Source organism: Sphingomonas sp. ASY06-1R (assembly GCF_052180265.1).
Lineage (GTDB): Bacteria > Pseudomonadota > Alphaproteobacteria > Sphingomonadales > Sphingomonadaceae > Sphingomonas_I.
On sequence record NZ_CP197464.1, the window covers coordinates 19,551 to 32,055 of the forward strand.

The following is a 12,505-nucleotide window of genomic DNA, read 5'->3' on the forward strand; positions in this document are numbered from 1 at the left end:
TCACTCTGTGGGGATCGAAATGCGCCGCCGCAAGCACGGCCATCCTGCGGTTGCGTGCCGCCCCGCGCCCCAATAAGGTCTGCGGCGGGGGACGCCGCATGCAGGACGAACTCGCCGCGCAGTCCGCTGCACTGGGCGATAATGATAAGATTCGCGCGATCCTGGAGGAAGTCTGCCAGATCACGCAGATGGGTTTCTCCGCGGTCGCGCGGGTGACTGACAGCCGCTGGATCGTCTGCCAAAGGATCGACCGCATCGAATTCGGGCTGAAACCGGGCGACGAGCTCGATCTCCAGACCACGATTTGCGACGAGATCCGCGAATCCGGGCAGGCGGTGGTGATCGACCATGTCAGCGGCAATCCAGACTGGCGGACGCATCACACGCCGATCCTTTACGGCTTCGAAAGCTATGTCTCGATCCCGATCCTGCTGGATGGCGGCACATTCTTCGGCACATTGTGCGCGATCGATCCGCGCCCCCGCCTGCTCAGTGCGCCCGCGACGGTCGCCAGCATGGAGCGGCTGGCGCGGGCGGTGGCGGGCATCCTGTCGTCATCCCCGGCCCTGCAAAAGGGCGGATCAGCGGGAATAGGATAAAGACGGGTACCAATCCGGATCACGCCCGCGCCGGGTGAGATCGAGCAAAGTCCAGAGCAGCATCAGGTCGGGCGCGCCGCGCGGATCCTGGCCGGGGTCGGCGGTCTCGCCCGTCATCTCGCCCGCGTAGAAATGGCGGACTCCCTCCGCGCTGCGCTCAAACACATTGAGAGCGGGAAATTCCGATCCATCCGGCGTCAGGCCGCCATAATCGTGGAAGAAATCGTCGCCGATCGTCTGGAATAAGGGCATCTCGCCCCAGCCCCGCTCCAGCTTGAAGGCGATCTGGCGCTCGATCGGCGAGCCGCCGATCACGGCCGCCGCCACCTTCTGCGTAAGATCGCGCGTCGCCGCGGCCAGCCCGCCCAGGAAGCCGGTACACATCGGACAGGGCCGCGTCCGCTGCGGCCCGAACATCCAGTGATAGGTGATGAGCGTATCATGCGGGCCGAACATGTCGTCCAGCCCCACCTCGGCGCCATTCTCGTTCACGAAGCGATACGTGTCCGGCACCAGCCCACCGGGCGGAAGCGCGCGACGGTGTGCGGCGACGCGCTCGATCTGGCGCCGCAACGCGATTTCCTCCGCCAGCAAGGCCGTGCGTGCCGCGCGATATGCGGGGCTTTCGTTGGGGAAGCGGATGTCGACCGCGCGCGCCAATTCCTCCGCCGATGCCAGATCCGTCATCTTCCCTCTCCCGATCGGATTTGAACCTGCATCATAGCATCACTATCATGCCGCCATGTCCACTTATGCCGATCGCCTTCAGGCTCTGCGCGAAGAGCTTGCCCGCCGCCGTCTCGACGGCTTCGTCGTGCCGCTCACCGATGAGCATATGTCCGAATATGTCGGCGCTTATGCCCAGCGGCTCGCCTGGTTGACCGGCTTCCAGGGGTCCGCCGGCGCCGCCGCGGTGCTGCCGGCCGAAGCCGCCATCTTCACCGACGGGCGCTATACGTTGCAGGTGCGCGAGCAGGTGTCCGGCGATCAGTGGAGCTATCAGTCGGTCCCGGAAACGAGTGTCGCCGAATGGCTCGGCCGTCACGCGCGCGAAGGCGGCCGTATCGGGTACGATCCCTGGCTCCATACCAAGAGCTGGGTCGAGCAGGCGACGCGCGCCTTGCAGGAAAAGGGGGCGGAGCTGGTCGCGGTCGATACCAACCCGATCGATAGCGTCTGGCCGGATCGTCCGCTGCCGTCGACGGCGCGGCTGGTGGTGCAGCCGGATGCGCTGGCGGGCCGATCGTCCGCGGACAAAAGGCAAGAAATCGCCGATTGGCTGGGAACGCGCAAAGCCGATGCGGCGGTCTTGTCCGCGCTTGATTCGATCGCCTGGACGTTCAACGTGCGCGGGGCGGATGTCGATCATACCCCGGTGGCGCTCGCTTACGCGCTGGTAAATGCGGATGGCACCGCCGACCTGTTCGTCGCGCCGGAAAAGATTGGCGAGGATGTCGCCCAGCATCTCGGCAATGCCGTGCGGCTGCATCCGCGCGACGCTTTCGCGTCCCATCTCGCGACGTTGCGCGGCAAGAAGGTCGTTGCCGATCCGGAACGCGCCGTTTCCGCCATCTTCGCAACCCTGAACGCGGCGGGCGCCACCGTGGTGGAACTGCGCGATCCGGCGGTCTTGCCCAAGGCGATCAAGAATGCGGCGGAGATTGCCGGTCAGGATGCCGCGCAAGCGCGGGATGGCGCCGCTGTCAGCCGCTTCCTGCACTGGCTTTCGGTCGAGGGACCGAAGGGCGGGGTCGATGAACTCTCGGCCCAGGCCAAGTTGCGCGAATATCGCGAGGCGACCGGTGCATTGAAGGATCTGTCGTTCGATACGATTTCGGGCGCGGGGCCGAATGGCGCGATCGTCCATTATCGCGTCAGCGAGGAGACCAACCGCCCGCTGGAATTGAATTCGATCTATCTGGTCGATTCGGGCGGCCAATATCAGGATGGCACGACGGACATCACGCGGACGGTCGTGATCGGCGAGCCAACGGATGAGATGCGGACCCGCTTCACCCTGGTGCTGAAGGGCCATATCGCGCTCGCCCGCGCGGTGTTTCCGCAGGGCACACGCGGCAGCCAGCTCGATACGCTGGCGCGCCAATATCTGTGGGCGGCAGGCCTGGATTATGCGCATGGCACGGGCCACGGCGTCGGCGCTTTCCTGGCGGTGCATGAAGGGCCGCAGCGCATCGCGCCGGGCGGCAGCGGCTTTGCCGGCGGCGACGAACCGCTGCGCGCCGGCATGATCCTCTCCAACGAACCCGGCTATTACAAGACCGGCGCCTATGGCATCCGCATCGAGAATCTGGTGCTGGTCGAGCCGCGCGCGGTTCCGGGCGCGGAAAAGGCGCTGCTGGGATTCCGCACGCTCACCTTCGTGCCGCTGGATCGCCGGCTAATTGATCTCGATCTGCTGACGGCGGAGGAGCGCGGCTGGATCGACGACTATCATGCGCGGGTGGCGGCGATCGTCGGGCCGCAGCTGGACGGCGCCGCGGCGGAATGGCTCAGCTCGCAGACGGCTCCGTTGTAACGTCTGCCGACGGGGCGGCGGCCGATTCGGTCGCCGTCTGCGCGCGGGATTGGGTCTTGCGGCGCCGTAAATTGGCCCGCAGCGCCTCCGCCAGGCGCGCTTCGCGCTCGCTAATGTCCTTTGCCACGATGGTTCCTTGACCTTGCGTCCGGCCTTCTCCATAGGCACCCGACCCTTCGGGGTCACCCCATGCTGGCCGATGCTGCCGTAGCTCAGTGGTAGAGCGCATCCTTGGTAAGGCTGAGGTCGTGAGTTCAATCCTCACCGGCAGCACCAGCATTCTCAATTAATCTTGTGAAGAGCATACCCTTCGGGGACCCCGCCAAGGGCCTTCGATAAAGATCTTATAATACACGTCCGACCCCCCTTCGGCGCGTAGCACTGATCCGGCGCTGGACATCGAAGAAAGCTGACGATCGGCGAACGCCCTCGGGCGGCTAGGATACTAAGCGACTTAGTCGAGCTGCTCATGCGGTTACGCCGCTGACAGAACTTCATTATGAAGATGGCGAGGTCGTAGGGCGGCGTCTGCGTACAGCCGGATCGGGCGACAGGCACGGGAGGCGAGGATGGCCGATGGGGTCGACGCGAAGATTGCGAGCCTGGCGGATTGGCGTGGCACGCTGCTCAGCCACATTCGCACATTGATCATGGCAGCGGATCCGCAGATCAGCGAGGACATCAAGTGGCGGAAGCCGACCAATCCGCTGGGCGTGCCGACCTGGTCGCGCGGCGGCATCCTGTGCACGGGCGAAAGCTACCGCGACAAGGTGAAGCTGACGTTTCCGCACGGCAGCGCGCTGCCCGACCCGCAGAAACTCTTCAATGCCAGCCTCGAAGGCAAGCGGCGGGCGATCGACGTCTTCGAAGGGGACAGGGTCGATGATGCCGCCCTGGCGGCGCTGATCAGGGCCGCGGTGGCGCATAACCTTGGGGCCGCCGGCTAACCCACGCGCTCGCCCGAGAGAGGGGGTGCCTGGCGACGAAGGCGGTTAGTGCCGCGAATCCGCCATGTTCGAAAACGTATCGCCGACGGACTTCGCGTCCTGCTTGGCGCCATCGATGGTGTTGCACGCTGCCACGATCAGGCAGCCGGCGCAGATCGCAATCGTGGCAAGGCGTTTCAACATGGCTTCCCGTCTCCTGTGGTTTAGCGGCGCCCTATCACAATCAGCGGACACGGCGCTGCTTTCAGCCCAAGGCTTCGGCACGATGTCTATCTTGTGTCGCCGCCGCGCGTTCGCTCTTTCGATGAGCCGGTGCCGCAGCCCGCCGAAACAGCGGGCGCCGCGTCTGCGAGCGCAGCAATCGATCGGCAGCCTTAGCGGCCCGGTGAAAGCCGAACATGTTGCTAAGCTACGGACAGATTTCGCATTTTTCGCTGCACCCTTTTGGATGTTCCGACGTTCGCCCGGTCGGAGGATCGCATGTCAGAACAGAAAAAGGGCGCCGTGCCGTTGGCGCGGGTCGTGACGCATATTGCCGAAGCCCTGCAGGCCAGCGACATCCTCTATGTTGCCCGTGACGAACAGCAGGCGGATGCGATCGCCGCAGCGCTGCGGGCCATCACCACGCAGTGCGTCATCCACGTCCCGTCGAGCGATGCATTGCCGGGCGACGACGCGCCCGCCAGTCCCAGCAATGCCGGACGTCGGGCGACGGCGCTGCGGCGGCTGCACATCGCGCGCGGCGAGGAAGGGCGCGACCCCATCGCCTGTATCGCCAGCGCCGAGGCGATTGCGCGGCTCTATCCGGCGCCGGAGGCCTATGCCGCCGCCCCACCCTGGCTGTCCCCCGGCGAGACAATCGACGTTGCTGCTTTGTCCGAACAATTGTTAAGCGTGGGCTATTTCACCGACGATCGCATTGACGAACCGGGCGAGATCGCGGTGCGCGGCGAGGTGATCGATCTGTTTCCCGCCGACGCGGAATTGCCGGTGCGGATCGAAATTGCGGATGGGCAGGTGACCGCCGTGCGCGCTTATGATCCGATCACGCAGCGGACCGTCGCGGAGCTGGAACGGGTCGAGATCGGCCGTGCGGCGGAGCCGGAGATCGGGCAAGGTGTTCCGCTGCTCGTCCATCTGAAGCCCGGGCGCATCGTCTTCGATCCCGCCGCGGAGGCGCGTCGCACGCGCTTTCTGGCCCTCGCCGCCGAAGCGCAGCGCCTCGGCAGCCGGGCGCCGATCGCGGTTACGGAAGCGGGTTGGACGCAGGCGCTCGTCGGCTGGGACCGGGTCGATTGGAGCGCGGACGGGAGCGAGGCGATCCCCCGCTTCGTCGAGCGTAGCGCGCCGTGGGCCGCCTTTCTGCGGACGGCGCGCAAGGCCATTGCGGACGGCGCGCGCGTGGTTCTGGCCGGCGGCGCGCGCGATCTGCGCTTCATCGGGCGGCGGATCGCGAAGGACTTCGGTCAGGAGGCGACCGTGCTTTCGACCTGGGCCGAGGTCGACACGTTGGCGCCGGGCGCGGTCGCCACCCTGCATATGCCGGTCGCGGCGGGTTTCCGCTGTGCCGATCTCCTGTTCGTGGCGTCCGCCGATCTGCTCGGCAGCCGCGCCGAGCAGGAGGCGGCGGCCGGCACCAGCGTGATCGAACTGCTCGGCGACATGACTGATCTGCGGATCGGCGACGTCGTCGTCCACGAAGATCACGGCATTGCGCTGCTGGCGGGACTGGAGCCGATGCCCGGGAGCGCCGATGGCGAGGCGATCATTCTGGAACATGCCGACAAGGCGCGCCGGCTGGTGCCGGTCGAGGGTGCCGATCGGCTGTGGCGCTATGGTGCGGATGCCGATGCCGTCACGCTCGACAAGCTGGACGGCAGCAGCTGGGAAAAACGGCGCAGCGCCATTCATGCGGCGATTGCGGAAAGCGCGAAGGCGCTGACCGAACTGGCGAACAAGCGATCCGCTTTGACCGCGCCCGAATTCACGCCCGATCCTGCAGCCTATGAACGCTTCGCCTCCGGCTTTCCGTTCACCGAGACGAACGATCAGGCGCGCGCAATCGCTGCGGTGCGCGACGATCTCGCGTCCGGCAAACCGATGGACCGGCTGGTGATCGGCGATGTCGGCTATGGCAAGACTGAAGTCGCGCTGCGCGCGGCGGCGCTCGTGGCATTGGCAGGCGGACAGGTCGCCATTGCCGCGCCGACCACCGTTCTGGTGCGGCAACATCTGGAAAGTTTCCGGCGGCGCTTTGCCGGCAGCGGGGTGGAGGTGGCGGGCTTGTCGCGCCTGTCGACGCCAGCCGAGAAGAAGACGGTAAAGGCTGGTCTGGCCGACGGATCGATCCAGATCGTCATCGGTACCGGCGCGATCCGCAGCAAGGACGTGGCCTATCGATCGCTCGGGCTGGTCGTGATCGACGAGGAGCAGCGTTTCGGTGCGGCCGACAAGGCCAAGCTGCGCGGCGACGGCGAAACCCATGTGCTGACGCTCAGCGCCACGCCGATCCCGCGTACCCTGCAGACCGCGCTGATCGGGCTGCAGCAATTGTCGATCATCGCGACGCCGCCGTCGCGTCGCCAACCGATCCGCACCACAGTGGATCAGTTCGACGAGGCGCGCGTACGGATCGCGTTGATGCGGGAGAAGAGCCGCGGCGGCCAAAGCTTCGTGGTCGCGCCGCGGATCGAAGATCTGGCCGGACTGGCCGACCGATTGGCCAAAATCGCGCCTGAACTTTCCGTTGTGCAGGCGCATGGCAAGATGCCGGCGGCCGATCTGGACGAGGCGATGGTGCGCTTCGGCGACGGACAGGGCGATGTGCTGCTGGCGACCAACATCATCGAAGCCGGGCTGGACGTGCCGCGGGCGAATACGATGATCGTGTGGCGCGCGGACCGTTTCGGCCTGGCCCAGCTCCATCAGTTGCGCGGTCGCGTCGGACGCGGCAGCCGCCGCGGGCAGATTCTGCTGATCACCGACAGCGAACATGCAATTGCGGAACGGACGCTGAAACGGCTGCGCACGCTGGAGGCCTTCGACCGGTTGGGTGCAGGCTTTGCGATCAGCGCGCGCGATCTCGACATGCGTGGCGCCGGCGATCTGATCGGCGATGCACAGGCCGGCCATATGAAGCTGATCGGTGTGACGCTGTACCAGCATCTGCTGGAATCGGCGCTGCGGGAGGCGCGCGGCGAAACGGTGGAGCGTTGGTCGCCCGAACTGCATCTGGGCCTGTCCGGCAAGTTACCGGCCGACTGGATTCCCGAACCGGAAGTGCGCGTTGCGCTCTATACGCGGCTCGCCCGGATCGAGGACAATGCCGCGCTGGATGCGCTGGAGGAGGAGATGGCGGATCGCTTCGGCGCGCTTCCAGCCGAGGCGGAGGCGCGGATCGCACTCGCGCGGATCGGCTGCCTCGCCCGTGCGGCCGAGCTCGCCCGGATCGATGCCGGACCCGGCGGCATTGCCCTGACGCCGCGCAGGGGTGGCTTTGCCGGCGACGTGTCCGCGCTGGGGCTAATTCCGAAGAACGAGCGGCTGATCCTGCCGGAGAAGATTGCGGATGAGACGGCGCGCCTGCAGCGGGTTCGCACCTTGCTGGAGACGATCGTCTGAGGTGACGCGCCGTTACCTAGAGCGTGATGACTTTGTAGACCCCGTTTGTCTCAAGGTGCGATCGAGCTTGTCGAGAGCGCGTATCGAGAGACCATCACCAATGCCTCGATATGCGCCCTCGATATGCCCTGCGGGCAACTCGGTCGCTACTCGGCACGAACGGATGCGTGGGTTCGGCGCGACGGCCTCAGTCGCGGGTGCCGACCAGTGCGTCGACCGCCTCGATCAACCTGGCCGGTGCGAACGGCTTCTGGATCATGATGCTGTCCGGCACGCCATGCGTCGCGTGATCGCCGGCGCTGTCGCCCGAAATATAGACGACGGGCAGAGAAGGATCGCGCTCGCGCGCCTTGCGCGAGATTTCCCAGCCGTCCGCGCCGGGGCCACAGCGTATGTCGGTCAGCAGCGCATAGATGGGCGGCTCGCCCGTCTCCAGCGCCTGCGTCGCCTCTTCGCCGGACGGCGCGTAACAGACGGGATGTCCGGCCTCTTCCAGACAATCCTGGATACTGAGCGCGATGAGCGGCTCGTCCTCGACGAGCAAAAGCAGAGAGTCTGCCATGGGATCGGTCCTTGCAGCAAAAACTTGGGAGGGATTTTCCGGCCGACGCACGCGGCCTGCGGCAAGTGCGGTCTTGGGCGACCCTATCGGGTCAGGCGGCTTTGGCGCGTTGCCGCTTTGGCTTGGCGCGGGTCGCGCTTTTCTTGCGCGGCTTGGCGGTGAAGGCGGCGTATAGCGCGGCACCGGCGGCGCCTGCCCCGATCGCGCCGGCGATCCAGGCGCCGACGGGCACCTTGCCGATTGCAGCGCGTGCGGCGGATAGGTCGTTCGCGACCTGTCCGGCAGCGTCCGATTCCGGTGCGGCATAGGCATGCGGCATGCGGGACGATGAGATGTGCGACATAGGTTTCTCCAATTCAGAGGTTCCTAACCTATGTCGAACTGCCTCAGTTCCCCCCAATCGTCGCCACCTTAGATCCGGTGATCGTGCCGTGCGCGCCTCGACGCTCCCCGTGAACGCCTGATCGGCGCATGCCGGGGCGCCCTGTGCACCCGCCCCGGCACCCATCACCGGAGCAGGAGCGCCGCGTCGCCCCAGCTTACCGGAAGCTGCGCATTGTCCGCGCCTGCACTGCGCGCGACCAGCTCGACCAGCTTCACGCCCCCGACATTTGCCGAGAGCGGCTGGGCCGCCATGCCCCATTTCAGGGGCGCGCTTTTCGCGAGCAGCCGACCATCGCCATAGATGGCGAAGGTGACCGCATGGCCCTTGTCGCTGGCGCTGTCGTCGACGCCGACCATCGTCGTCAGTCGCGCGGCGCGATCGTTGCGCACTTCCAGGCGCGAATTGGCGAGGATGCCGATCCCGGACGGGAAGGGCTTGCCCGCAATCTGAAGCACCTGGCCATAAGGCGCGCTGTCGGCCCGCGCCCCGCCCCAGCCGGCGTAGATCGGGCGATCGCCTGCGCCCTTGGTGCCGGTCCAGCCGGCGGCGGTGCGGAAGATGGTCGGATCCGCCTGCGGATGGATCACGCCGTCGACCGCCGGATTCACCCGGCCGGGCTGTTCCGACAGATACAGGCCGTCGGCGAGCGTGCGCGTGCCGCGCGTGCGGAAGATCAGCGTCTCGCGCGGATCGACATGCAATTTGATCTGGCCGGTGAAGCTCTTGCGCTGCTTGCTCCACAGATCGGTGAGCGTGACCGGCGCGTCGTCGCGATATTTCAGGTGCGCGGCGGTCAGATCGACATCGTAGCCGCCGGAGCCGCGGTTGAAGATCGCCACGGCCTTTTCGCCCGACGCCAGTGTCTTGACCAGGATCTGCACGTCGCTCGTATCATAGGCGATCGTCGCCTGATTGCCGGCGCTGTCCTGGTTGAGCGCGATGATGTCGCTATTGCCAAAGATATCCAGCAGCGATTGCGGCGTCTTGCGCAGATCGGTGCCGATCAGCAGCGGCGCATTGATCATCGCCCACAATGCGAAATGCGTGCGCGCTTCCTTCAGGTGGCCGGCGTCGAAATCGCTCTGGCCGATATGCAGCATGTCCGGATCGTTCCAGCTGCCCGGATGCGCATAGAGTGCGCGCGTGACGGCACTGTCGTAATTGACCAGCATCCGGCCCCAGGCCGGCGAAATATCGTCGCTGGTGCGCGACACGCTGCCATAATCCTTGCCCCAGTTACGCACGTCGGCCGCGCCCCAGACGCACAATGACAAAAGGTAATCGCCGTCGGGATTGTCGCGGACGAGCGCGTTGTTGATCTGCTGGAACATCGCTTTGACCGCAGGAATGTCACTGCGGCTGACCTGACCGGAATCGATGAACGGCCCGACCGCGCGGAACTTGCCCGAGGTTACGCGCGGGCTGGTCGGCGCATAGTCGCGGATGCCGCAACCATCGACCTTGATATAATCGAAGCCCCATTCCCCGAAATACAGTGCGATATCCTGATCGATATGGCCGTACAGGCCCACTTCGCGCTCCAGCACATTGCCCTGCGGCAGATCCGCATCGACCGTTCCAAAGGCTTCGGCGCAGGTGTTGCGGCCCAGATCGGAATAGATGCCGGCCTTCAGCCCCATCGCATGCAGCCGATCGGTGAACGGCTTGAAGTTGGAATCATTGGCGCCGCTGCGCGCCGACGGGAAGCGATCGGTGCGGACGATCAGTCGGCCATCGGGCTGCCGGCGCTTCAACGCCCAGCCATCGTCCAGATTGACGTAGCGATAGCCCTTTTGTGCCAGCCCGCTGCTGACGATGCGCTGCGCCGATCCCATGATCTTCGCCTCGTCAATGTCCGACGCGAACACGTTCCAGCTATTCCACCCCATCGGCGGCAGCTGGCCCCGGCCGGCGGTGTAGGCGGACCAGCGCGCGGTCGGCGCGAGCGGATCGACGGGTTTCGCTGCCGTCGCCGCGCCGCATAGCAAGGCTGCCACCGCCGCGATCATTGCCGAAGTCTTCATGCATCTCCTCTCGCGCAGCGATGTGCCGCGCCCTTGATATTCTCTGCTCGCGAATGCGGTCAGGTCAGCAGGATGCGGCGGACCGCGCCATCGGGATCGTCTTCCATGCGACAGCGATCGTCGAAGATCATCGTCTGGCAGCGCTGCGGATCACTCGCGGCCCACGCAAGGCCGGGCTGGCTGGGATTGCCGGTCCGCGCGAAATTGGCCCAGGCCGTGCTCATCTTGCGCCCCACCGCCTGCGCCTGCGGCGTGTTGCCGGTCCCTTGTGCGCACAGCCGCACATTATCGAAGCAGAAGGCCAGTTCGGCCGTGTGCCAGGCGCCGCATTGTCCATCCAGCTGCGGCGACTGCCAGGTGAACCAATATTGATAAGCGGGCGCGGCATTCTGCCCGTGCTTCAGCCGGACCATGCGCTGGACATTGTTGCGCTGGCCATAGCCGCCGACGCCGTAGGACAGGGTGCGGATGCTCTTTTCCGGATGCGCGCGTTTCATCGCCGCGATCAGCGCGTCGGCCTTCTCCGCCCCGAAGCTCTTGGTCAGGTTCTGGCGCCATTCCGCCTCGCTCGGATTCTGGCTGTAGGACATGCTTTCTTCGCTGACCGATCCGATCAGCACGGGCACGTTGCGCGACACATCCGGCGCCGCATCCTGATAGGAGCGCAGCGTCACGATCTTGCCGTCCACCGTCGGCGCCCAGCCCACGCGGGGTGGGCCCGACGCGGGGAAGCCGAGCCCGCTTGGCCCACGCGCGGCCGGGCCGTTGATCTTGGTCGCGGCGGCGGTGCCGGCGGCGAACAGCTTGGACCATTCCATCTGCTGCAGGGCGCCGATGTCGTTGGACCGCAGGCCGAGCTCCTTCATCGTCTGGCGGGCCAGCTCTCGCGATTGTTCGGCGCTCGGGATATTGCCGCCACCGCCGGACTGGATGGCCGCGCGATGGATCAACCCCTGGCCGGACGGCATGCCCAGCAAGGTCGTCACCTTCGATCCGCCACCCGACTGGCCGTAGATCATCACTTTATCCGGATCGCCGCCGAAGCGGGCAATATTCTCCTGCACCCAGCGCAACGAGGCGATCAGATCGGTCATGCCCACATTGACCGAATCCTCGTAAGCCGCGCCGCCGATCGCCGCGGCGTCGAAGAAGCCCAGGATGTTTAGCCGGTGATTGACCGACACCTGCACGACATCATGGTTGCGCGCCATCTGCGCCCCGTCATGCGAAGCCAGTTCGTAGGAAGAACCAAAGCTGAAGCCGCCGCCGTGGAAATAGACCATGACCGGGCGGTTGCCGCTGAGCGCGGGCGTCCAGATATTGAGCTTCAGCATGTCCTCGCCCAGGAAGCCGTCGGTCCATTGCTGCAGGAACGTATGCTCGGCCGCGCGGAAATTGTGCAGCGTCTGCGGGCAATTGGCGCCATAGGCCAGCGTGTGCCGCTCCTCGGTCCATGGCTTGGGAGGCTTGGCCGGCAGCCACCGGTTCGGCCCGCCGGTATCATCGCCGTAGGGCACACCCTTGAAGATATAGACGCCGTCTTCGACATAGCCGCGTACCGGGCCATATTGCGTGCGCGCCACTGCGGAGCGTGGGGTGAGGCAGGTCCCGGAGGCGGTGCTGCTGCGCGTCGTCCGCGCCGCGCCCAGCTCGCCCGCTGCGCTGATGCCGGCGCCGGCCGCGATCGACGCCAATAGCGCGGATCGGCGATTAAGACCGGCCGTACCCTGTTCCTGTTCTGCCATCATCATCCCCTTATGCCCCTGCCTCGACGGGCAGTTTAGTCGGACATAACAGCAACCTGACTATCGCCGTCAAGCGAACTACTTGG

11 protein-coding genes and 1 tRNA gene are annotated in these 12,505 nt (G+C 65.9%); 5 read left to right on the top strand and 7 right to left on the bottom strand.

All coding sequences use genetic code 11. From position 1 onward, the window contains the following. Positions 1–98 precede the first annotated feature (98 nt). Positions 99–599, top strand: a complete 501-nt coding sequence (locus tag ACSBM8_RS00110) for a GAF domain-containing protein (RefSeq protein ID WP_442679645.1) — start codon at positions 99–101, stop codon at positions 597–599. On the opposite strand, the gene ACSBM8_RS00115 is transcribed toward ACSBM8_RS00110, so the two are convergent. Next, positions 582–1,286 (bottom strand): DUF899 family protein, encoded by a 705-nt coding sequence (locus tag ACSBM8_RS00115; RefSeq protein WP_442679646.1) that lies wholly within the window; start codon positions 1,284–1,286, stop codon positions 582–584. The genes ACSBM8_RS00110 and ACSBM8_RS00115 overlap by 18 nt on opposite strands. Before the next feature lie 55 nt (positions 1,287–1,341). Between ACSBM8_RS00115 and ACSBM8_RS00120 the strand changes: the two genes are divergently transcribed. Then, on the top strand, positions 1,342–3,135 hold the full coding sequence (locus ACSBM8_RS00120; RefSeq protein WP_442679647.1) for an aminopeptidase P family protein: 1,794 nt from the start codon (positions 1,342–1,344) through the stop codon (positions 3,133–3,135). On the opposite strand, the gene ACSBM8_RS00125 is transcribed toward ACSBM8_RS00120, so the two are convergent. Then, entirely contained in the window at positions 3,110–3,262 is a 153-nt protein-coding gene (locus ACSBM8_RS00125) for a hypothetical protein (protein WP_442679648.1), read from the bottom strand. The two genes, ACSBM8_RS00120 and ACSBM8_RS00125, sit on opposite strands and share 26 nt — an antisense overlap. A 74-nt stretch (positions 3,263–3,336) precedes the next feature. On the opposite strand from ACSBM8_RS00125, the gene ACSBM8_RS00130 reads away from it, so the two are divergent. Together ACSBM8_RS00130 and ACSBM8_RS00135 are read left to right on the top strand one after the other, a co-directional pair. Continuing rightward, a tRNA-Thr gene (locus ACSBM8_RS00130) sits at positions 3,337–3,411 on the top strand. Between the two features lie 293 nt (positions 3,412–3,704). Continuing rightward, positions 3,705–4,082, top strand: a complete 378-nt coding sequence (locus ACSBM8_RS00135) for a DUF1801 domain-containing protein (RefSeq protein WP_442679649.1) — start codon at positions 3,705–3,707, stop codon at positions 4,080–4,082. A 45-nt stretch (positions 4,083–4,127) separates the two neighbouring features. Here the strand turns inward: ACSBM8_RS00135 and ACSBM8_RS00140 are convergent, their stop codons facing one another. Continuing rightward, entirely contained in the window at positions 4,128–4,265 is a 138-nt protein-coding gene (locus ACSBM8_RS00140) for an entericidin A/B family lipoprotein (protein ID WP_442679650.1), read from the bottom strand. 297 nt (positions 4,266–4,562) lie between these two features. Here ACSBM8_RS00140 and ACSBM8_RS00145 point away from each other — a divergent pair, with 297 nt between their 5' ends. Next, the gene (locus tag ACSBM8_RS00145; protein ID WP_442679651.1) at positions 4,563–7,703 is read left to right on the top strand and encodes a helicase-related protein; all 3,141 of its coding nucleotides are present in this window, start codon (positions 4,563–4,565) and stop codon (positions 7,701–7,703) included. A 187-nt stretch (positions 7,704–7,890) separates the two neighbouring features. Here ACSBM8_RS00145 and ACSBM8_RS00150 read toward each other — a convergent pair whose 3' ends face one another. The 4 genes from ACSBM8_RS00150 to ACSBM8_RS00165 form a co-directional block, all read right to left on the bottom strand. Next, on the bottom strand, positions 7,891–8,265 hold the full coding sequence (locus ACSBM8_RS00150; RefSeq protein WP_442679652.1) for a response regulator: 375 nt from the start codon (positions 8,263–8,265) through the stop codon (positions 7,891–7,893). Between the two features lie 91 nt (positions 8,266–8,356). Next, positions 8,357–8,608, bottom strand: a complete 252-nt coding sequence (locus ACSBM8_RS00155; protein WP_442679653.1) for a hypothetical protein — start codon at positions 8,606–8,608, stop codon at positions 8,357–8,359. Between the two features lie 164 nt (positions 8,609–8,772). Further along, entirely contained in the window at positions 8,773–10,674 is a 1,902-nt protein-coding gene (locus tag ACSBM8_RS00160; RefSeq protein WP_442679654.1) for an NPCBM/NEW2 domain-containing protein, read from the bottom strand. A 59-nt stretch (positions 10,675–10,733) separates the two neighbouring features. Beyond that, a complete protein-coding gene (locus ACSBM8_RS00165; protein ID WP_442679655.1) occupies positions 10,734–12,419 on the bottom strand; it encodes a carboxylesterase/lipase family protein in 1,686 nt (561 codons plus the stop codon). Between the last annotated feature and the right edge of the window lie 86 nt (positions 12,420–12,505).

Excerpts from the sequence above, each read along its gene's own strand:
- ACSBM8_RS00165 (WP_442679655.1), bottom strand. The coding sequence starts at position 12,419 with ATGGCAGAACAGGAACAGGGTACGGCCGGTCTTAATCGCCGATCCGCG.
- ACSBM8_RS00150 (WP_442679652.1), bottom strand. The coding sequence starts at position 8,265 with ATGGCAGACTCTCTGCTTTTGCTCGTCGAGGACGAGCCGCTCATCGCG.
- ACSBM8_RS00110 (WP_442679645.1), top strand. The coding sequence starts at position 99 with ATGCAGGACGAACTCGCCGCGCAGTCCGCTGCACTGGGCGATAATGAT.
- ACSBM8_RS00120 (WP_442679647.1), top strand. The coding sequence starts at position 1,342 with ATGTCCACTTATGCCGATCGCCTTCAGGCTCTGCGCGAAGAGCTTGCC.
- ACSBM8_RS00135 (WP_442679649.1), top strand. The coding sequence starts at position 3,705 with ATGGCCGATGGGGTCGACGCGAAGATTGCGAGCCTGGCGGATTGGCGT.
- ACSBM8_RS00145 (WP_442679651.1), top strand. The coding sequence starts at position 4,563 with ATGTCAGAACAGAAAAAGGGCGCCGTGCCGTTGGCGCGGGTCGTGACG.
- ACSBM8_RS00160 (WP_442679654.1), bottom strand. The coding sequence starts at position 10,674 with ATGAAGACTTCGGCAATGATCGCGGCGGTGGCAGCCTTGCTATGCGGC.
- ACSBM8_RS00140 (WP_442679650.1), bottom strand. The coding sequence starts at position 4,265 with ATGTTGAAACGCCTTGCCACGATTGCGATCTGCGCCGGCTGCCTGATC.
- ACSBM8_RS00155 (WP_442679653.1), bottom strand. The coding sequence starts at position 8,608 with ATGTCGCACATCTCATCGTCCCGCATGCCGCATGCCTATGCCGCACCG.
- ACSBM8_RS00115 (WP_442679646.1), bottom strand. The coding sequence starts at position 1,286 with ATGACGGATCTGGCATCGGCGGAGGAATTGGCGCGCGCGGTCGACATC.